Origin of the sequence: Holdemania sp. 1001095H_141210_F2, from assembly GCF_015558105.1 — a bacterium.
Classification (GTDB): Bacteria; Bacillota_I; Bacilli_A; order Erysipelotrichales; family Erysipelotrichaceae; genus Holdemania.
The window spans coordinates 14886-35279 of sequence record NZ_JADNPO010000020.1; the positions used below are offsets into that span (position 1 = coordinate 14886).

At 46.7% G+C, this 20394-nt stretch carries 22 protein-coding genes; 18 read left to right on the forward strand and 4 right to left on the reverse strand.

The window, feature by feature from the left end; genetic code table 11:
* Positions 1–15 precede the first annotated feature (15 nt).
* Positions 16–267 (forward strand): DUF6061 family protein, encoded by a 252-nt coding sequence (locus tag I2G61_RS16510; RefSeq protein ID WP_369802546.1) that lies wholly within the window; start codon positions 16–18, stop codon positions 265–267.
* 139 nt (positions 268–406) lie between these two features.
* On the opposite strand, the gene I2G61_RS11570 is transcribed toward I2G61_RS16510, so the two are convergent.
* Complete coding sequence (locus I2G61_RS11570; protein ID WP_072683741.1) at positions 407–721, reverse strand: helix-turn-helix domain-containing protein; 315 nt, start codon at positions 719–721, stop codon at positions 407–409.
* A 239-nt stretch (positions 722–960) separates the two neighbouring features.
* Here I2G61_RS11570 and I2G61_RS11575 point away from each other — a divergent pair, with 239 nt between their 5' ends.
* The 12 genes from I2G61_RS11575 (at position 961) to I2G61_RS11630 (ending at position 13697) form a co-directional block, all read left to right on the forward strand.
* Positions 961–1800, forward strand: a complete 840-nt coding sequence (locus I2G61_RS11575) for a tyrosine-type recombinase/integrase (protein WP_072683740.1) — start codon at positions 961–963, stop codon at positions 1798–1800.
* A 380-nt stretch (positions 1801–2180) separates the two neighbouring features.
* The gene (locus tag I2G61_RS11580) at positions 2181–2903 is read left to right on the forward strand and encodes a signal peptidase I (RefSeq protein ID WP_083538444.1); all 723 of its coding nucleotides are present in this window, start codon (positions 2181–2183) and stop codon (positions 2901–2903) included.
* Positions 2904–2957: 54 nt separating this feature from the next.
* Positions 2958–3668, forward strand: coding sequence for a SipW-dependent-type signal peptide-containing protein (locus I2G61_RS11585; RefSeq protein WP_072683739.1), 711 nt, complete (start codon positions 2958–2960; stop codon positions 3666–3668).
* Positions 3669–3755: 87 nt separating this feature from the next.
* Positions 3756–4511, forward strand: coding sequence for a hypothetical protein (locus tag I2G61_RS11590; RefSeq protein ID WP_072683738.1), 756 nt, complete (start codon positions 3756–3758; stop codon positions 4509–4511).
* Positions 4512–4586: 75 nt separating this feature from the next.
* Positions 4587–5366 carry a TasA family protein gene (locus I2G61_RS11595; RefSeq protein ID WP_072683737.1) on the forward strand — a complete coding sequence of 260 codons (780 nt, stop codon included), beginning with the start codon at positions 4587–4589 and terminating at the stop codon, positions 5364–5366.
* 158 nt (positions 5367–5524) lie between these two features.
* Positions 5525–6103 carry a SipW-dependent-type signal peptide-containing protein gene (locus I2G61_RS11600; RefSeq protein WP_159432755.1) on the forward strand — a complete coding sequence of 193 codons (579 nt, stop codon included), beginning with the start codon at positions 5525–5527 and terminating at the stop codon, positions 6101–6103.
* An 18-nt stretch (positions 6104–6121) separates the two neighbouring features.
* Complete coding sequence (locus I2G61_RS11605) at positions 6122–9871, forward strand: hypothetical protein (protein ID WP_072683735.1); 3750 nt, start codon at positions 6122–6124, stop codon at positions 9869–9871.
* A gap of 17 nt (positions 9872–9888) precedes the next feature.
* Positions 9889–10479, forward strand: a complete 591-nt coding sequence (locus I2G61_RS11610; RefSeq protein WP_072683734.1) for a hypothetical protein — start codon at positions 9889–9891, stop codon at positions 10477–10479.
* Between the two features lie 12 nt (positions 10480–10491).
* Positions 10492–11763: a Cna B-type domain-containing protein gene (locus tag I2G61_RS11615; RefSeq protein ID WP_072683733.1), complete on the forward strand. Its 1272-nt coding sequence runs from the start codon at positions 10492–10494 to the stop codon at positions 11761–11763.
* Positions 11750–12418 (forward strand): sortase, encoded by a 669-nt coding sequence (locus tag I2G61_RS11620; RefSeq protein WP_072683732.1) that lies wholly within the window; start codon positions 11750–11752, stop codon positions 12416–12418. The genes I2G61_RS11615 and I2G61_RS11620 overlap by 14 nt, the downstream gene beginning before the upstream one ends.
* Positions 12411–12743, forward strand: coding sequence for a hypothetical protein (locus tag I2G61_RS11625; protein WP_139248568.1), 333 nt, complete (start codon positions 12411–12413; stop codon positions 12741–12743). The genes I2G61_RS11620 and I2G61_RS11625 overlap by 8 nt, the downstream gene beginning before the upstream one ends.
* Before the next feature lie 3 nt (positions 12744–12746).
* Positions 12747–13697, forward strand: coding sequence for a hypothetical protein (locus I2G61_RS11630; protein ID WP_072683730.1), 951 nt, complete (start codon positions 12747–12749; stop codon positions 13695–13697).
* A gap of 120 nt (positions 13698–13817) precedes the next feature.
* On the opposite strand, the gene I2G61_RS11635 is transcribed toward I2G61_RS11630, so the two are convergent.
* The 3 genes from I2G61_RS11635 to I2G61_RS11645 are packed head-to-tail and all read right to left on the reverse strand — an operon-like array spanning position 13818 to position 15473.
* On the reverse strand, positions 13818–14459 hold the full coding sequence (locus I2G61_RS11635; protein ID WP_083538443.1) for a sigma-70 family RNA polymerase sigma factor: 642 nt from the start codon (positions 14457–14459) through the stop codon (positions 13818–13820).
* Positions 14440–15264, reverse strand: a complete 825-nt coding sequence (locus I2G61_RS11640) for a helix-turn-helix transcriptional regulator (RefSeq protein ID WP_072683729.1) — start codon at positions 15262–15264, stop codon at positions 14440–14442. Before I2G61_RS11640 ends, I2G61_RS11635 begins: the two co-directional genes overlap by 20 nt.
* On the reverse strand, positions 15264–15473 hold the full coding sequence (locus I2G61_RS11645; protein ID WP_072683728.1) for a helix-turn-helix domain-containing protein: 210 nt from the start codon (positions 15471–15473) through the stop codon (positions 15264–15266). Before I2G61_RS11645 ends, I2G61_RS11640 begins: the two co-directional genes overlap by 1 nt.
* 232 nt (positions 15474–15705) lie before the next feature.
* Between I2G61_RS11645 and I2G61_RS11650 the strand changes: the two genes are divergently transcribed.
* The 5 genes from I2G61_RS11650 to I2G61_RS11670 all read left to right on the forward strand — a co-directional run bounded on the left by I2G61_RS11650 (position 15706) and on the right by I2G61_RS11670 (position 20358).
* A complete protein-coding gene (locus I2G61_RS11650) occupies positions 15706–16326 on the forward strand; it encodes a CHC2 zinc finger domain-containing protein (RefSeq protein WP_072683727.1) in 621 nt (206 codons plus the stop codon).
* Entirely contained in the window at positions 16301–17755 is a 1455-nt protein-coding gene (locus I2G61_RS11655) for a phage/plasmid primase, P4 family (protein ID WP_200798765.1), read from the forward strand. Before I2G61_RS11650 ends, I2G61_RS11655 begins: the two co-directional genes overlap by 26 nt.
* A gap of 315 nt (positions 17756–18070) precedes the next feature.
* Positions 18071–18286: a hypothetical protein gene (locus I2G61_RS11660; RefSeq protein ID WP_055228675.1), complete on the forward strand. Its 216-nt coding sequence runs from the start codon at positions 18071–18073 to the stop codon at positions 18284–18286.
* A gap of 447 nt (positions 18287–18733) precedes the next feature.
* Positions 18734–20023 carry a plasmid recombination protein gene (locus I2G61_RS11665; RefSeq protein ID WP_072683962.1) on the forward strand — a complete coding sequence of 430 codons (1290 nt, stop codon included), beginning with the start codon at positions 18734–18736 and terminating at the stop codon, positions 20021–20023.
* Positions 20024–20043: 20 nt separating this feature from the next.
* Entirely contained in the window at positions 20044–20358 is a 315-nt protein-coding gene (locus I2G61_RS11670; protein ID WP_072683726.1) for a hypothetical protein, read from the forward strand.
* Positions 20359–20394: the final 36 nt, after the last annotated feature.

Consider the following 20394-nt stretch of genomic DNA (forward strand, 5'->3'; position numbering starts at 1 on the left):
AATTATGGAGGATATATCACGAGTACCTTATTATCTTGCACCTACAATATGGACAACTGCTGTGTGGAACTGAAATTCAGCGATGGAAGTATGATTGCGATTGACACGATTACCGTTGAGAACGAAGTTGCAGACAATATGTATGAACGGTCAGAACCGGACTATCTGATCTATAATGACCCGATTGGGTATGCAGACCTTATCTTGAACGGCGATCCGGAAAATTATTTGAAAACTGTAACTGAGTATAAGCCTTTAAATAGTTGATTAACGTACCGTCCGTGGGGAAAATTCTACGGACGGTTTTTATTAAAATTTCTATGCTGATTAAAGGCAGCAGTACATACTATGTAAAAGTGGCTTGGCATAGCTAAAAAGCTGTGTCAGGCCACTTTCCTTTTATAAATTACTTTTTACCGACAATTCCATCAATCAGTGTAGAAATGGAGTCGAGCTGGGCATCGTTCAGCATTTTCAATTTTTGTATCAGGTTGTCCAGCTTTTCAGGATTTGAGGTGTCTGTATCAAAAAAGGCACTTGGTGTAATGTTCAGATACTCACATATATAAAAGAAGGTTCCCATAGATGGGAGCGCTTTGCCGCTCTCTATATTATTGATGTAACCAGCATTTTGACCAAGGGATAGGCTCATATCACGGGCAGACACACCCTTTTTAGCTCTAAGCTGTGCCAGTCTTAGAGGAAAATCAGAATCGTACATAGGATCACCGCCTTTTTGTTATATTGTATCCATTAAGCACGAAATTCTGTTGGAATCAATCCGTGATTTGCGTTGCAATAACGGAACAGTTCAGCTATAATAAAAAGGTATATCGGATTAAAGGCGATATGCGTTAGAAATGTGCTTTTCCTGCTGTGTCTTGCGGCAAATTTGTTTGAAGATTGGGTACAATATGGATGCAGAACAAATTTGATTGTAAATCTCAGGAGGAAACCAAAATGAAAGAAAGAAAAATTACAAATACCCAAATGGAGTCTTATCATCAATATTTGATCCGGGAAGAAAAAAGCACGGCAACCGTGGAGAAGTATCTCCGGGATGCGCGTGCTTTTGTCGTTTATGTTGGTGGTGGAATTGTAACCAAGGAGGTGGTGATGGCTTACAAGAAGGAATTGCAGATCAAAGAATATGCGGTACGTTCCATCAATTCCATGTTGGCAAGTCTGAATAGTTTTCTGGACTTTCTCGGTTGGTCTGACTGCAAGGTGAAAGCCATGAAGCAGCAGAAGCAGGTCTACTGTACCGAGGAAAAGGAACTGTCCAAGGCAGAGTACCTACGCCTGTTGGAAGCGGCGAAGAGTAAGCCCCAACTGCAACTGGTGATGCAGACGATCTGCGGCACCGGTATTCGTGTTTCAGAGCTGAAGTTCTTCACGGTTGAAGATGTGAAACGGGGCGAAGTCATTGTGAATTGCAAGGGCAAGAGCAGAACGATTCTGATTCCCGGCAAGCTGAGAAAGCTGCTGCTGGACTATGCTAAAAAAGAAAAAATCCGTTCCGGCGTGATCTTTCTCACCCGAAACGGAAAACCTTTGAATCGAAGCTGTATCTGGGCGCAGATGAAAGCGTTGTGTGAGGAAGCAGGGGTAAATCCCAGCAAGGTATTTCCACACAATCTGCGTAAGCTCTTTGCCCGCACTTTTTATGGGATTGAAAAGGACATTGCGAAGCTGGCTGACATTTTAGGTCACAGCAGCATTGATACGACCCGCATTTATATTATGACCACTGGCACCGAGCACCGCAGAAAAATTGAGCGGCTTGGACTGGTCATATAGGGAATAAAAAAGCCCTAACATAATTCATATAATGTCAGGCCCTTCTACTAATGAACCCTGACAAAATTCATATAATGTCGTGCTTATTGACTGTTATTCAGTTGTCAAAAATGGCTTTACCTATTTTTGAGCGCACAAAAGCACACCCTCCCAACGGTTTTTTTGAAAAATCGACTATGAGGGTGTTTTTGTGTTGCCCGTCGATAAGGCAGAAAACTATTTTGAGTTTGTTTGAAAGTGAAATGTACTTTTTCCATGTTCTATCTTGATTTTTCAAGCTATGTATGCTATACTTGCGTTGATTGAAAATTGGATAATTATGTTTGCAGATACTGTGGTCCCTGACATAATATGAATTATGTGCGGCAGAGCTAAAGCAGATGGTCTGCGGCAAGCCAGCGCTGCAAGTCATGATCGTGGCCGTGCTTATAGAAAAATTAGGCGGCGGTCAGCAGATCGTCGCTTTTCCTGTTTTCAAGATCAACGAGAGAAGCCCTTCTCTCAGAAAAGAAAGAAGGTCATATATAGAAGTCATGAGTAAAACTGTAAAAAGAATATGGAACTGGTTCACAACTGTCCTTGTGGCAGTCGTTGTGATTCTTGCGCTGCTTCTGGTGGGTGCAAGGCTGATCGGCTTGCAGGTGTTCACCGTCCTTTCGGGAAGCATGGAGCCTACCTATCATGTTGGCTCCCTGATCTATGTAAAGAATGTTGACCCCTTCGAACTGGAAAGCGGCGATGTGATTACCTTTATGCTGGACGAAGATACTGTTGCCACTCACCGCATTGTGGAGGTTGTTCCCGATGAGACTGACTCCACCGTTGTACGCTTTAAGACCAAAGGCGATGCAAATGAAGCGGAAGATGGCTCCCTTGTACATTATAAAAATGTAATTGGCTCTCCGGTGTTCACCATTCCGCAGCTGGGCTATGTAGCCAATTATATCCAGAACCCGCCCGGCACATACATTGCAATTTCTGCCGGGGCAATTCTGCTTCTGCTGGTGTTCCTGCCTGATCTGTTCGGCGGCGAAGACGACAAGGAAAAGAACCCGAAGCGGAAGAAAAAGCAGGGCAAGTTTGAACAGCCCCGCAACTCTTAACGAGGGCAATGCCGAAAGGCTCCCTATATACATTTTAATAAGGAGGAAACCAAGATGAAAAGCAAACACAAGGCATTGCTCCTGTCGATGTGTGCGGTACTTTTAGTAGCCGTATCCATCTTCGGCACGCTTGCCTACCTGACCGACAAAGATACTGTCACGAATACATTCACAGTCGGCTCCGTGGGTCTGTCTTTGGATGAAGCTGACGTGAAAACGGATGGTTCCTATGAAACCACTCACGATTCCCGTGTGCAGGCTAATGAGTATCACCTGCTCCCTGGTCATACCTACTACAAAGATCCTACTGTGACTGTGGATGCCGGCAGTGAAGCTGCGTATGTCCGCATGATTGTAACTGTCGAAAACATCGACCAGTTGAAGCTGGCTCTGCCTAACGATGGTGCAACTGCCCAGTATTACGGTACGGATGGCACTTTCCTGCTCCAGATGCTCTGTGTAGATGAAAACGGCACCTGCACTTGGGATGCAAACACCTGGAAGATGCAGGAATATACACAGTCTACTGACGGTAAGAACGGCGTTTATGAATTCCGCTATAAGGAAATCGTAGCCAAGTCTGAGAACGATACTGTTCTGCCTGATCTGTTCACTCACATTACTGTTCCTGGGGAGATCGACAACACCCATCTTGCATACCTGAAAGATGTCAAGATCATTGTGAACGCTCATGCTATTCAGGCAGATGGCTTCGAAGATGACGAAACAGGCGCATGGACTGCTTTCGGCACACAGAACCCTTAACTCTTTGTTTTCACCGGATGTGAACTCGTGTTCCTCCATCTGTTGAAATAACCCAAAGTAAAAAATCGAAGAAAGGAGGAACACGACATGAGCAAAGGCAGATACGAACACAAGGGTCGTCGTCGCCGCAGAACTTTTGGCAGCAAGTCTCTGGCTCTGGTTCTGGCCTGCGTCCTGCTGGTTGGCGGTGTGATCGGCGGTACTCTGGCTTGGCTGACTGCTGATGGTGGTTCTGTGACGAATACCTTCACGGAATCCGACATCGACATTAAATTGGAAGAGACGAAGCCTGTAGATAAGACAGCGCCTATGGTTCCCGGCTGGACGATTGAGAAAGACCCAAAAGTGACTGTTGAGGATGGCAGTGAGGATTGCTGGCTGTTTGTCAAAATCACTGAGTCCACTACGCCTGGTCTGGATGCCTATATCAGCTATGCAATTGCTGCTGGTTGGGAGATTGTAGAACCCACTAATACAAGCGGTACGCTTGCAACTATCAGTACATTGGCTGATGAAATCGTCATTGGTCGAAAGGTCTACAAGGATGACACCATTAAAGAGTTCAGTATTCTCGGTGCAGGTTCTTATACCGACCCTATGGGCGATGAAGATGACTTCACAATCACCTGGGGTGAAAATCAGGTTTGCGTAAAGCCTTCTGTTACCGAACAGATGATGGAAGCAATCACCGGTACAGGCAAGACACAACCTACCCTGAGCTTCCAGGCTTATGCAGTACAGCTCTTTAAGACTAACAGCGACGGCGACAAGGCAAAAACAGCTGATGAGTTTACCGCAGCCGAAGCATGGGCAAGAGCAGCTGACATGAACACCACTCCTTAACCCCATTTTGATGCAAAAGGCAAAGCCTTTTACATAACAAGCAAAAATCCAATTTAAGAAAGGAAATTTAAAACTATGAAGAAGAAAATTCTTTCCCTCTGCCTAGTCGTAGCCCTGGCAGCAACTGCCGTTATCGGCGGCACTCTGGCTTATTTCTCCGATACTGATGCACAGAAGAATACCTTCACCACCGGCAAGGTAGCTATTGACCTGTGGGAAGACTTCGGTGATAACGATGCTCAGGGTATCGAAGAACTGATCCCTGCTACTGGCTCCGCCCAGGCAGGCACTCTGAAGAACGGCATCGAAAAGGAAGTTTATGTTGATAACATTGGCACCGAAGATGCTTACGTTCGTGTGCACATCGCTGTCCCCGCCATTTTGGATGACGGCGATCCTAGCTTCAACGCCGCTGCCAACACCCTGCACTGGAACTTCCAGAACTATGGCAACAAATCCTGGAACTGGACAGCCACCGCAAACGCTGCCGGCTACGATGCAAAAGACTGGAACTTCTACACCATCACCATCGATGATATCAAATACAACGTCTATGTTGCTACTTACGAGACCATCCTGAAGAATGGTGAGACCACTCCCAATGCTATCCATCAGGTCTATCTGGATTCCAAGACCACCAACGAAAACATCGAAGGTATTAAGAACGTTCTGGGCGACAACTGGTATATCTACGTAGCAGCAGAAGGTACTCAGGCAGCAGGCTTCAACAATGCTTATGAAGCTCTGAACACTGCATTCGGTGATCCTACTGATTCTGCTTACACCAGCAAGATCGATTGGAAGACTGTTTCTGGTAAGACCTGGGTTGATACCGAAGCAACTGTTAATCCTTAATTAAATTTCTTGGCTCCCTCCCTTCGGGGAGGGGCCATATGAGAGTACCCGAAGTTGAAAAATCGGCTTCGGATATTCTCATATGGTGCTTTAGCCATAAAAATCAACAAAAAGTCATCGTTTACGATGCAACAATAAGACCGAGAGGAGCACGGTATATGAAGAAGAAATTATTACTCCTGGCAACGGTGGCAATATGTGCGGCCATCCTTGCGTCAGGAACGCTCGCTTACTTCACATCCGAAGATCAGGTTCACAACGTGATCACAACCAACGCTGTGGACATCGAGATCGAAGAATGGCAGGACGAGATCGGAGATCCTTACCCGGATGACCCTATCGACGTTATGCCCGGTGTGACCGTAAGCAAAATTGCAACCATTAAAAATTTGGAGGCGGAAGCCTATATCCGTGCGAAGTTTGAGGTAGTCATTACCAGAGCTGATAAGACAGTAATGGAACTGTCCCCTGAAACTCTGGCAAGCATTATTACCCTGACCATGAATGGTGAGGACTGGCTTCGCAAGGACGGCGACGGTGAATGGTGGTATTACAATGCCCCCGTCAAGACCGGCGAATCGACGGAAGCCTTCTTTACGGAAGTCGTTTTTGACGGTCCGAATATGACCAATGAATATCAGAACTGCACCGTTGAGGTTATTGTGAAAGCTCAGGGCGTGCAGACGGCCAACAATGGGGCATCCGCAATCGAAGCTGCCGGTTGGCCTGCTGAATAAGGAAGGAGGAAAACTGAAATGAAATTGATGAAACGAGCAACTGCTTTGTTCCTCTGCTTCCTTATGCTGACAAACGGCCCGATCAGTGCATTTGCTACTGAGGGAACCGACGATGTTGTGGTAGAAACAACCACCACGACTGAAACAGTAGAAACTTGCGAGGAATGCGGCGGATCTGACGCACATACAGAAACCTGCTCATTTAATATTGTAGCTCCTTTAACTACGGAAGCTCCTGACGAAACCACGGAGCCTACCACGACTCCTACTGTGGTTACGGAACCTACCGTCACTACCGGCTCTGCCATCAGCACCGATCCGGTAGGCTGTACAGAATGCAACCAGACCGAGGGTCATCTGGATACCTGTTCTCAGTATGTTGCTCCTACAGAGGAAACTACGGAACCTACCGTTAGTGGTAACGATGTAGTAGGCTGCACCGAGTGCGGTGCAACCGAGGGACACCTGGAGACTTGTTCTCAGTATGAAGCTCCTGTTGAGGATATTGCTGAAACTGACGGCCCCCAGGTTGGCGATAAGATTTGGATCAGAAGCGGTTCTAAGGTTTATAAAAATCATAATGATGTAGATAAGAATTATTATGTCCTTAAAGGCAATTATCAAGTAGAAATCAAGAAAATTTTAACTAATGCGGATGGCATTGCTGAATGGTATGAGTTTCGATTTATTGATTTAGGAATTGGTGAAATTGCTCTGTCAATGGGTGGCTATAAATATGTTCACGTTGAGAACACCAGTGAAGAAAACCCCGATATATCAATTCCGGGAGAAATCGAATCTCCAGACGGTACGGTTGAAATCGCTGGTAATTTGCCTGACGGAGCTGCTGTTACCGTAGATGTTCCAGAAGACGAAATCATGTTCGAGATCATGGATGAGATTTTTCCTGATATGGGCGAATACTTCTCCTGGGTTGAGTTCTTTGATATATCCATTGAGTCCAACGGTGCAAAATGGCAGCCTGGAGAAAAGGTGACTGTTACTTTGGACACAACTGATATTCAGGATGACGAGGAAGTTAAAGTTTACCACATTCTTGATGATGAAGCTGCAATTCAGCGTGCTATTGAGAATGGTTCAGCAAAATCCTACACCGATGAAAACGAAAATACGGTTTATTATACTGTTTTGAGTTCCGAGGACGATGAAATAACCGTGAACGACGATGGTACCATTTCCTTTGAAACAGACAGTTTTTCAATTTTCATTGTTAATGGTTACAATGATTTGTCCCGAAAGGAATTACTTTCCCCGAATTCGACCATAACAATGAAACGTGGTGATGTTCAGTATTTCAAGTGGGAACCTACGGCAGGAACAACCAATACAGGCCGTGGTACTTGGACGGTAGAGGCTGGCGATGAATATGTGGACTTCGAGGTATATAACAGCAATCTTTCCGCAGACGGTTCAACTGGCGATACAACTAATTTTTATCAGTATTATTGGTTAAAATTAACAGCAAAAGAGCCTTCTGGTGCTGAGACAGCCACCATCCAGTTTGAGTATGCAACTACAGGTGATGATGGTGATGGTGATGGATATATTCGACAGCAGGAATATTTTTATGTTCAAGTCATTGAAACTGATGATGCCCTTTATGTTGATGATCAAGTAGCCGAAAATGGTTGTTTGGTTCCTACGTTCACTCAAAGTATTGATACAGAGGGATTGACATATGAGTGGACCAGAGATGACGGGGAAACAGTCAACCCGGTTGCTCTGGAAGCTCCATATGCTATCAGTGATGGTGCGGTCAATATCGCCATGGATCGTGGCGGCATTGATGCAGAAGATGCTAACACAGATTCTCCGATGAAGACCTACACAGTTACGGTCAAGAATGGGGACAATGTTATTGCAACAGCGGAATACACGGTTCCATATGGAAATGAGCTTTTGAACGGTGGTTTTGAGTATCCAAAGTCGGTTTATGTCACACATGACTATCCCAATGGTGCTCCTGGGCTTTACTGGAAAACTACCAGTGAGAGCGTTCGTGATAATGAAATTTGTCAGGACATTGAAATTCTGAACGTTAGCGTCGATACAAAAACAGCTATTGAAGGAACCTATGGTATCTCAAAGCTGATTCCTGGAATAACCTTTGATGGGACAAGAAAATTTACTTATGACGATGTTGAACCTGACTATAACTTCCCGGATGGGGTACAGTGTGCAGAAATTAACTGTGATGCTCCCGGTGCTTTATATCAGGATATCTTGACCTACCCAGGAACTTCAATGTATTGGTCCCTCAGTCACAGAGGCAGAAACTATGCGGGTTCTTCTGCGGCGGGTGGTGGTACATGGCTTCCTGATGGATTTAGCTATACTGTTAATGGAACAACTTTGACTGATCAGAAGGACTATATGTATGTTATAGCAGCTCCTACGGATCAGGTCGAACATATCAAAACGCAGGAACAGTTAAACGAGTTGATTCGTGCAGCTGGGTATCCTGTGGATGATTTCACTAATCAAAGACCTACAACTCAGTACAGCTTTGATGCCAATGGCAAAGAAGTAACTTATAACGGCATTTCGTACAAGATTTGGGAAGTAGCTACTGACCATACTGCATGGAAACAGTATGCAAGTTCCTCTGCCTACGAAGTTGGCGAAGGCGAATATCTGACTCGATTCTTCTTTGCAGCCGGTAGCACTTCGCATGATAGATATAGAAATGTTAAGGGTGAAGGCGTTAACTATTCAGGCGGTAACTTTATTGACAAGGTTTCTTTCTCTGACGAAATGCCTTGGCAGATTGAATACTACAAGGATGGTGTGCTGCAGAGTACGCTGACAGAAAGCGGACGTGTTGATCTCAACCGTGACACCATGAGATATCCTCTGAATAAGACTGCTTCTTATAACAACACAAACTGTACTGCATTGAATGGTACCACATTGGTGAAAACCGAGATCAATGGACGCCCTTACACTGGAACAACACTTAGTGAGGTGTATACAAATCATAATATCCTTAGACTGTATTTTGAATCCTACGGTGTAACAGTAACAAAGAAAGTCGAAATTTCCAATTATGAGGATCTGTCTGAAAACGATAAGGATTACCTCGCAACGATGCTCGAGAATTATACTGTAGAGTTTGGCTTATTTGAAGCAGATTCGACTACACCGGTGGCAACAGCTAAAGTTACGATTGATACACAGACATTCGTTGGTAGTGCGACTTTTGTAGATTCCAATAATCAGAAATTCCTGCCAGATAAGGATAAGTCGTATGTAATTAAAGAAACCAGTTTGCCAACAATTACCGATCTGGAGCTGACCTCTAAAGCACCGGACAGCGAAACTTTGTCAGGAAACTTGGTTTATGCCTACACTGCAACCAACATATATGAGTTGAATGTTTACGGAGATTTAACCATAACGAAGGAAGGAGCAGATCCCAAGGACGAAAATCAAAGTTTCTTGTTCCGAGTGACAGGACCAGATTCCTTTAGCATGGATATTGTTATTGTGGGCAACGGCTCCACTACAATCAAACATCTGCCAGTTGGTGACTATACCGTTCAGGAATTAACTGATTGGTCTTGGCGCTATGATGAAGTAACATCTGACCCTGCAAATGGGACGGTTTCTTTAACCTTTCAAAACAAGCAAGGAACCGTTACGTTTACGAATACTCGTACAGATCGGTTCTGGCTCTCCGGTGATAGCTATTGCGAAAACTGGTGGGGCAACAACGGAAATGTCATCCGCAAGGATGAAGACGAGTAAGAAAGGAGGCCGTGAAAATGTATCAAAGAAAACATCATAGAAGATCTCACAGAAGATCCGGAAAATCTGCGGCATTGCTGGTCTCCCTTCTTCTGCTTCTGACCGTAACTGTTGGCGGCACCATCGCTTTCCTTATGGACAGCGATGGCCCGCTGAGCAACCTGTTCAATCCTTCCAAGGTAACGACTTATGTTGACGAAACCTTAGATGGTGAGACAAAGAAAGATGTCAAAATTAAGAACACCGGCGATACCGAAGCATGGATTCGTGCTGCTGTGGTCGTAACATGGCAGGATAAGGATGGCAATGTCTATGGTCAGGCTCCTGTAGCTGGTACGAACTATACTGCATGGACTCCTGGCACAGACTGGCTGACGGGTGATGATGGCTTCTACTATTACAAATACCCAGTAGCAGCCGGTGCAACTACTTCAAATGCGTTGATTACTCAGATTTCTCCGATAGACGATTCTCCTGCAGAGGGGTATTACCTGACGGTTGAAATCATTGGTTCCGGTATTCAGAGTGTTCCCGAAACGGTATTCAATACCGAGTGGGCAAGCAGCGGTTTGCAGGTTCAGGGCAACAAACTCGCTGATGCAGAGTAAGGAGGTGCAGGAATGAAACGAACATTTAGAAACTTATCCTCTCTCCTCCTTGCATTGGTAATGCTTCTAAGCCTAAGCGTAACAGCTTTTGCAGCAGATTCTTCCATCACATTCAAAGGCGCACAGGAAGGCTTCGACTTCCAGCCCGGTAGCGAATACACAGCAACCGACCTCTTTGATAATTTCAAAGACGTTATGCCCGGCGACAAGCTGACCGAAACCATTCAGGTTAAGAACGAAGCCAGCGACTGTGATTACATCAAGCTGTACATGAGAGCCGTGGTTCACGATGAAAATGGCAATCCTCTGACTTACAGCGAACTTTTTGAGAACACCGACGGTAAGGATCAGGCAAATGTTGCCGGTCAGAGAGACGAAACCGTTGCAACCATGCAGGACTTTCTCTCTCAGCTGACCATGCGTATCTACAACGGCACAGAGCTGATCTATATCGCTTCTCCTGATGAAGCTGGCGCACTGGTGAACAATGTGCTGCTCGGTACTCTCAGCAAAGGTGAGAGCCTGAACCTGAAAGTGGAGCTGGATGTTCCTATCGAGCTTGGCAATGAATACGCCAACCGTGTGGGCGAAGTAGACTGGGTATTCCTGGCTGAGTGCTTTGAGTATGAAAAGCTGACGGTACATAAGATTTGGGATGACAACGGTTATCCCAACAGACCTGATAGCGTGACCGTCCACCTGCTCCGTGACGGTACGGAATACGAAGAAATCGAACTGAGCAAAGACAACCAGTGGACTTACACCTGGGATGATCTGGATGACCGCTATGACTGGTCTGTAAAGGAAGATGTTCCTGCCGGTTATGAAGCGACCTATAAGACCGAGGATAACAAGGTTTTCATTACCAACTACATGGATTATGAGCCTGTTGTTCCCGCAGAGCCGGTGGATCTGACTGTAAAAAAGGTCTGGTCTGACGAAAACGATAAGCATGGTATTCGTCCAAGCTCCGTGACTGTGACCCTCTACAACGGCGATAAAGCCGTGGATAAGGTGACATTGGGCGCATGGAATAACTGGAGATATACCTGGCATGATCTGGATGGAAACGGCGACTGGAGCGTTCTGGAAACCGGTATTCCGAAGGGATATACCCCGTCTTACCGCGCCAATGGTGATGTGGTATCAATTACAAATACAGCAACCCTGATTCAGACCGGTCAGCTGAACTGGCCTATTCTGGTGCTCGGCGGCTTGGGTATGCTGATGATCTTCTGCGGTGTCATTGTGATGCGCAAGAAGAAAGAGAATGGAAATGCCTAAAAAAGCTGGCATTATCTTCGTAACGATTGGAGTAGTGCTGATTTTCTCAGCACTACTCCTTTTCCTTTATAACGGATTGGAAGATCGTCGTGCCGGTCAGCAAGCCGAGTCGCTGATGGACGAGATTCACTCCGCTATGACAGAGGAAACAGACCCTACAACGAAACCAACTGAGATTGAAACTGAAATTGGAATAGAGATCACAGAACCAACAGAAACATTACCTGCTGAAATGCCAGTGGTAATGATCGATGGGTATGAGTATATCGGTTATCTCTCAATTCCTGCTTTGGAACTGGAACTGCCGGTTATGGCAGAGTGGGATTACAGCCGATTAAAGATTGCTCCATGCCGCCATTTTGGTTCCTCCAGAACAGATGATCTGGTGATTGCTGCCCATAACTATAAGACTCATTTCGGCTCCCTTTCTAAATTGGAAAGCGGTGCGGAAGTTATCTTCACGGACATGGACGGCATCGAAAACCACTATGTGCTGATGAAAGACCCCGAAACCCTGGCTCCAGATGCCGTAGATGAGGTTCAGAACAGTGGTTATGATCTGGTGCTATACACCTGTACTCCGGGCGGTGCGACCCGTGTAGTGGCGTTCTGTGACCGTGTAACGGAAGAAATAAATGGTGAAGAATATGAATAAACAGAAAAAGCCTTATAACAAACCGGGTATTGTTTTTGAGAACTTCCAGACGGGAGAACTCACCGGCACACCGGAAATGATTGAAAAGATTAGAGCATCTGTAGATAGTAATTCGGAGGATATTTTTGAAAAGTTAAAGAAAGCTCTTGGATGCGCTTACATATCCGATATGAGAACAGAACCATATTGTAGCAAAGCAAAAGCATTGCTCAAGGAAATGGAAATTGATAACTATTCTCTGAAAGAACTGAATGATATATCTTTCTACCTTTATGGGATGCAGTTTGCAAATAGAGAACAGGCTGTTTGTTTTCTGAAAAGCTGAACTATGGAAAGTAAAGAGAAAAGAATCAAAACGGTAAAAGAGGGACAGAAATACGGACGCTGGACTGTGTTGGATACGTTCATTCTGTCACCAAGGAATGAACGCAAGTGGCTTTGTCGCTGCGACTGCGGAACTGAGCGATATGTCTTAGAACGCAGTCTGCTATACGGCGGTTCGGTCAGCTGCGGCTGTCTCAGAAGAGAGCGTGCGCTGGAATCAAATTCTCCTATTCTGACAGGTAAGCAGTTCGGTGAGCTTACCGTGATCCGAAAGGTAGAAAACACAAAGCACAACTCAACACAGTGGCTTTGCAAATGCTCCTGCGGTTCTGATTATGTGGTACAAGGCTCTCTCCTTGTGACAGGTAGAAGAACGCACTGTGGCTGCAAAACAGTCCGAGGTCGTCCTGCGGATATTACAGGAAAGAAATTCAATCGACTGACAGCGCTGTACATAGCGAAACGTAACGACCCAAAAGATGGTGTGATTTGGCGCTGTCGTTGTGACTGCGGCAACGAGGTCGATGTTTCTTATAACAGCCTTGTCTACTGCAACATGAAAAGCTGCGGATGTCAAAAGAAGGAGCATGACAAGAGCCTGCAATCATTCCTGACCCACGTTGCAGGAACTTCTGTGGACGCAATCAAAAGTAAGAAAGTGCCGACGGATAATACCACTGGATATAAGGGCGTGTATCTGATCCGGGGGAAGTATGTCGCCAAGATCGTATTTCAGAAAAAGCAGTATTTCCTCGGTACATACGACAATATCGAGGATGCCGCCCAAGCCCGCAGGGAAGCCGAGGAAGTGCTGTTCGATGGTGTTGCGGAGCATTACCGGAAATGGAAAGAAATCGCTGATACTGACCCTGAATGGGCGGAACAGAATCCGGTTCAAGTCATAGTAAATAAAGCCGGTCAAGGTTTGGATGTAATGCTGTTTCCTGAACTTTGACAGTGTGGCTGGTAGAAAGACAAGTAAAATTTAGATGTAAACCTATCTTCCATATACAAGCAAATCGCTGCAATCTTCATTCTCATGTGGAATGAAGATTGCAGCGATTTTGTCATTTTATCAGTACCACCATGGCAGTTCCAACCACGCATTGTCCAGAGCGAGTGCTTCCGTGGATTTTGCTCTACTCTCAGACAGGTGGAAGTGCTTCGCTGTTTCGTTCAGCGGATGGTATGTATCATCCTCAAAACCGAAGCGATACCAGAGGTATGCCCGTTCACGGCGGTCAATCCGTAGGAGCGCTGTGTGGATTTCTTCGTGGGTTTCTTTTTCAATATAAATCTGCTCCGGATTTTTCGCTCTGGAGTCAGAGACAAATTCGTGTCGTCCTTTATTCTCGTCTTTTACAACTTCATCCAGCCGGATGATACTTCCCAGATTTTTCGCTTCAAAAGTAGGATTCCATCTGCGGATGTAGTCCACCATAGCGTTGCGGATCGCCGGTGCTGCATAGGTCAGGAATTTGTTGCCCATGTCCGGTCTGTAACCGGCAATGCAGTCCAGTAAGCCCAAAGACCCTTCCTGCACCAGATCATTGATCTCAATACCAAGGGCAGCGTTCAGCTCCCGTTGTGCGCTCCACATTTCATAGGCAGTTCTTTTTATAAAGCGAAGATTGTTTTCTACAAGAGCATTTCTCGCTTCCGTACTACCGTCCAGAGCGGCAATACAGAGCTGCTCATTACTCATCTGGCTTGTCATTTGGTACCACCATGGTCTGCATCAGCCCGACCAATGCCTGATTAAAAGTGTCCAATGCCTCCTGATTTACACCGTCAACATTGGCGATCGTTCCGGTAATGGCATCGGCAATCTCTTCCGGTGTGACTGTGGAAACCGGTGCGTCCTGCCCTTTGATGAGTGTTGTAAACATTTCCGCAGTGATTTCCTTGCTGAGCGCTTTCTGTGCTTCCAGTTCACTGCCGACCTCTTTCTTTACCTCCCGTACCGCAGTCATAAAGGTATTCTGGATATTCGTAAGGTCAGCCTGATAAACCGGAACTTTGTATGAATTAGCTTCTCTGGCGGCCATCACCGCAGCAGAAGTCTTATTTTGTCCCAAAAGCATGGAAGTGACCGTGGCGATCATTTGATTGTGTGCCGCATAGCCGCCTGCCGTTGTATCGTCAAGGTATCTTGCGATCATATATGTAACCGTTGCGAAACGTGGATTCTCCAACAGACGATTGACTATATCAGCCTTGACCTTTCCTGTGTACAGATTCCTGGCAGCTTCTACGGATAAGCCAAGTTCTGAAATATCATAGTTCTTTTTGTCGGGGATCTCCGTTGTTCCAAGGATAAAATCTGTGGAAACATTGAAAGTTTTGGCGATACGGATCACGCTTTCTTCGCTCAGTTTTTCGGTTGTTCCATTGAGAAAGCGACTTAGGGTGCTTTCGTGTACACCGATAGACAGAGCCAGTTTCTTTTGTGAAAACTTGTGTTCTTTCATCAAATCTATAATTCGAGTACGAACATCAGCTGGTAAATAGGTACTGGACATTAGCTGCCCTCCTCTCTGTTGGTATGGTGTTTGATATATTTTCCGCTTTTAATGCGGGCATCTGTGGGCTTGGGCGCATCTTCGGGTATGATCCAGCGGCTTCCTGCCCGCTGTGCGCCCGGTATGCGGTTTTCGTTACAGAGGATACCAACCCGCCGGGGAGATATGCCCCATTTCTCTGCAACTTCAAAAGTGGACAGGTATCTCATATCTGCATTACCCTCCTGTAAACATAGTAATCACATTATATTCTATTTGCGGAATAATATCAATATATCCCAAGAACTTCGCCGCCCCAGAAATTGCATTTTTGCAATTTTCAGGGGCGGCTTTTTTTCTTTCTTGCACGAGTGCCTGATTTTTCGGCTGAAAGTGATTTTTTGCGTATATTCGGGTGAGACGAATAAAAAAACGTCGAAAAAATCAAGGAGGTATGCAAAAATGACAATCTATGAAACCATTAAGGCGGCAGTCAGCGTAAAGCAAGCCGCCGAACACTACGGGCTGAAAGTCAACCGCAACGGTATGGCTTGCTGCCCGTTCCACAATGACAGGCATCCGAGCCTGAAGCTGAATGAAGACTATTTCTTCTGCTTCGGCTGCGGAGCCAAGGGGGATGTGATCGACCTTGTAGCAAAGCTGTTCGATCTGACGAGCTTGCAAGCGGCGCAAAAGCTGGCTTCGGACTTCGGGCTTGACCCGAAACCACCTACTGCCGCAGCAATGGTCAAACCGAAGCATCCCTATATCCGTCAGTTCCGGGAGGATGAAATGCTGTGTTTCCGGGTGCTGACGGATTATCTGCATCTTCTGGAGGATTGGAAAGTGCGGTACGCACCCAAAACGCCGGACGAGCCTTATGATGACCGTTTTGTGGAAGCTTGCCAGATGCACCGCCATATCGAATATATGGCGGATGTGCTGACCGTGGGCGATCTGGAAGAACGGGTGGCATTGGTGGACAAGCTGATGCAGGACGGCAGGATTGCTTTTCTGCAAGAGTACACCGCACGAAAGAAAAAGGAGGTGGCACACCATGGCGAAGAACCGGAAAACGCCTGATAGGAACTTGCCCATGTGGTTTGATGGGCAGAACATCAACGAAGCTTTGTTTTGTGAAGAATTTCTGCAGGAGCGCAGAATCATCTTCGCAAGCGGAGCTTTTTTCACGCCCGACGGTCGGGTGACAGATGATCTCCCTCTACGTGGTGAGATTTACGACAAACTGAAATTCTGTGCCGTGAACAACATTCCCCGGAAGATCACCAACATTCTGGAAGTGCTGAAACTGGAAGCCCATGTGCCTGACTTCCCGCCGGAGCAGGATCGCATCCATGTCACTAATGGTACGCTGCTGTTGGATAGTTCTTTCACCGAGGGCAGACCGGCTATCGTGAGAAGTCGTCTGTCGGTTGCTTACAATCCCAACGCTCCTGCACCGGTGATCTGGCTGAACTTTCTGGATGGACTGCTCTATGCAGAGGACATCCCCACCTTACAGGAGTTCATCGGCTACTGTCTGATTCCCTCCAACAAAGGACAGTGCATGATGGTGATTAAGGGCAACGGCGGTGAGGGCAAATCCCAAATCGGTGCGGTGCTGTCCACCATCTTCGGCACGAATATGAAAGACGGCAGCATCGGGAAGATTTCTGAAAACCGTTTTGCCCGTGCCGATCTGGAACACATCCTGCTGTGCGTGGATGACGATATGCGGATGGAAGCTCTGCGCCAGACCAACTATGTAAAATCCATCGTGACGGCACAAGGCAAGATGGACTTGGAACGCAAAGGTAAGCAGAGTTATCAGGGCTGGATGTTTGCCCGTCTGCTTGCGTTCAGCAACGGTGATCTGCAAGCCCTGTATGACCACAGTGACGGATTTTACCGCAGACAGCTTGTGCTGACCACCAAGGAAAAGCCTGCGGATAGAGCTGATGATCCTGACCTTGCGGAGAAAATGAAAGCCGAAGCCGAGGGCATCTTCCTGTGGGCATTGGAGGGATTGCAGCGGCTTGTTGCCAACAATTTCAAAGTCACAGAGAGTGACCGTATCCGGGAAAATCGGGAAGCGGTCAAGCGTGACAACAACAATATCTTTGATTTCATGGAATCAGAGGGATATATCCGGCGCAAAGCGGATGCGTCCATCAGCTCCAAGGATTTCTATGAAATCTACCGGATGTGGTGCGAGGAAAACTCCCTTGCACCGCTGAAAGCCCGCAGCTTCAGCGACGCCATGATTGCCAATGCCGGGAGATTCAATCTGGAACATTGCAACAACATCACCAACTCTGCCGGACGGCGGGTGTGGGGATTCATGGGTGTGGAAGCTGTGGCAAGACCTCATATAAATGGGTTTTACGATGTTTCGCCGTGTACGTACCGGAGGACTGGCGAGATTGATTTTGCCAGTCATGCTCTGTACGTATGTACGCAGCATTTACCCCTGTTTTCTTCCGTTATAGGAAACAGCAGCTTTCAAAGCTGACCTGTTTTCGGGCATTAAAAATCAATGGTAATGGAAACAGCAAAGTTTTTGACCGCAGGACGAAACTATTTCACGAAATCGTGCTTCTCTGAACCGTGTACCCTGTTCACGGAACAATGGGCGTTTTCACTGTTCCAGACCAAACCACACAAAACGGCAAAGTGGGATATGGTCATATATGGACAGGACATCACAAGCGAAATTCTGAACGGATTTCGGAGATTGCAGATTTTTCACTGTTCGGTGCATCCACTCCACCTTGGAGCGCAGAGGTTGCACCGACACATGAACTGAATTATGGAGGATTTTATCAATATGAATATACGCAACGAAATAAAGGCACAGATCATCCGTGCCGGGATGACCATGCAGGAAGTTGTTGACCTGCTCTCGGACGAGTACGGATGGAGCGACAGCGTTTCCAACCTGTCCGCAAAATTACAGCGGGAAAGTATACGATACAAGGAAGTATTGGAGCTTGCCGCTGTGCTTGGTTACGACATCGTATGGCAGAAAAGACGGGAGAAGTGATGCCCCGGCAACAGCCCTTCGCATCTCCCGTCCCCATAGGCGCACCGCAGTGCTGCCCATGGACAGGCAGTGAAAGATACGGTTTTCGCTGCCATCGTCTGCAAGAAATGTTCCGCAGAACAGCTTCATGCAGACGGGCTGACCAAGGGAAAAGGCGCAGACATTTTGCCTTGGTCAGCAGAGGTCGCCGCAGCGACCGCATACCCTATGGGGTCCCCAGAAAGTCGTAGACTTTTTGGGGTGAGGAGGAGCAACGGAATGAGTGAGCCCTGCCGCTTGCGGTGGGGCGAGGGATATGGAGTCTGCGACGACGAAGAGCCCTCGGAGAGCCCACGGCACTTTGCAGCCAGTATGGATGAAAGTGTAATAGTGGGTTATTACACTTTGAAAAAGTGCCTCTCCGTAGCTCCCCGCTGTCTGCAAATCCCAAAGAAAGGAAGAAAATCTATGGCAAGAAATGATGGAATAGACCGTACCGTAGCCAGAAATCAAGACTTGGAAACCCCGGCAGATGTGGCAAAGGTACAGGAACACAATGAGCGTGAAAAGGACAGCTACAGCAATCAAGACATCGTGCCGGAACGCACTTCTCTGAACGTCCATTTCAAAGCCCCCACGGACGATTATGTAAAAATGTTTGAGCAGATGGAACAGGATGGCATGATCTCCACCAGAGGTCTGAAACCGGATGCCATCAAATACGGTGAGTTGGTATTCGATGTGAACTCCGCTTACTTCTACAATCACGGCGGCTATGAATTTGCAAAACAGTTTTATGCCGATGCCTATAGAGCCGCCGTGAAGATCGTGGGCGGTGAGCAGTATATCCTCTCCGCTGTGATGCACGCCGATGAGCGCAACCGGGCAATGTCCGAAGCGTTGGGCAAGGATGTGTACCACTACCACCTTCACGTGGTTTATATCCCGGTGGTGGAAAAACAGATCCTCTGGTCGAAGCGGTGTAAGGATGAAGCCCTCCGTGGAACCGTAAAGGAAACGATCACACAGGTCAGCCGAAGTAAGAAATGGGACTGTAAGCCAGTACTTGATGAGAACGGCAATCCCATGATCAACGCAAAGGGAAAAAAGATTTTGAAGTCGTCCTACAGTGTATTGCAGGATGACTTTTTTAATTTCATGCGGGCTGCCGGATATGACGATGTGGAGCGTGGAGAGCGTGGCAGCACCGAAGAACATCTGACGGTGACACAGTTCAAGGTACAGGCTGAACAGCAGAGGTTGGAAGCTGTGACCGGACAGGTGGCACAGGCTGAGCAGAGTTTGGAGGATGCCAAGGCTGCCGCAGAGAAGCAGAAAAAGAAACTGGAAGCTCTGCAAAAGGAAACCAAGGTGACAAAAACCATTGCACTGACGGTGCAGGATATTGAAGCGATGGGCAAGAAAAGCTCCATTACCGGAAATGTTTCTCTGACACAGGATCAGTGCGATACGCTCAAACGCTATGCGGTCAACGGCATTATCGCCAATGCTGACAACAAGCGTCTAAAAGAAAAACTGGCTTCCGCAGAAAAGACGGTTTCGATCTGGAAGCAGCGGTACGATGCGCTGCACGAAAAATATCAAGAGCTAAAGAAGAAAGCCCAGCCCTATCTGGATGCACTGGAAATCGCATCCGAAAGGGTTCGGGCTTTTATTTCTGCCGTACTCGCCAGAGGAAAGGAAACAAGGGAACTTAAAACACCTGCCCGCAAGCATGGACAGGATATGGAACTCTAAAAGAAAGGAACATTTTGCCTATGAATGAAAACAAGATTTATACCGTAGATCAGCTTAACCAAATGATGCTGCGTGATGACCTCACGGACTGGGAACTGGTTGATGCCTGTTCCTTTATTGACATCAACTACCATGAGCCGGTTTGTGAGCCGCCCATTGACTTTCTGGAAGAATGCCGTAAGCGTTGGGAAGCTCTGACTTCTCCGTTCCGCACTACCATTGAGCGTAAGATCGGGAACACATGGTATGTCATTGAAACTGAATGTGCAGGAAGTGAGCCGCTTGCCGATAAGGTAAAACGGCTCATTTTTTCTGACAAGGGGGTGATTTGTTAATGACTGCGACACAAAAGCATGGTATAATTTCAGTAT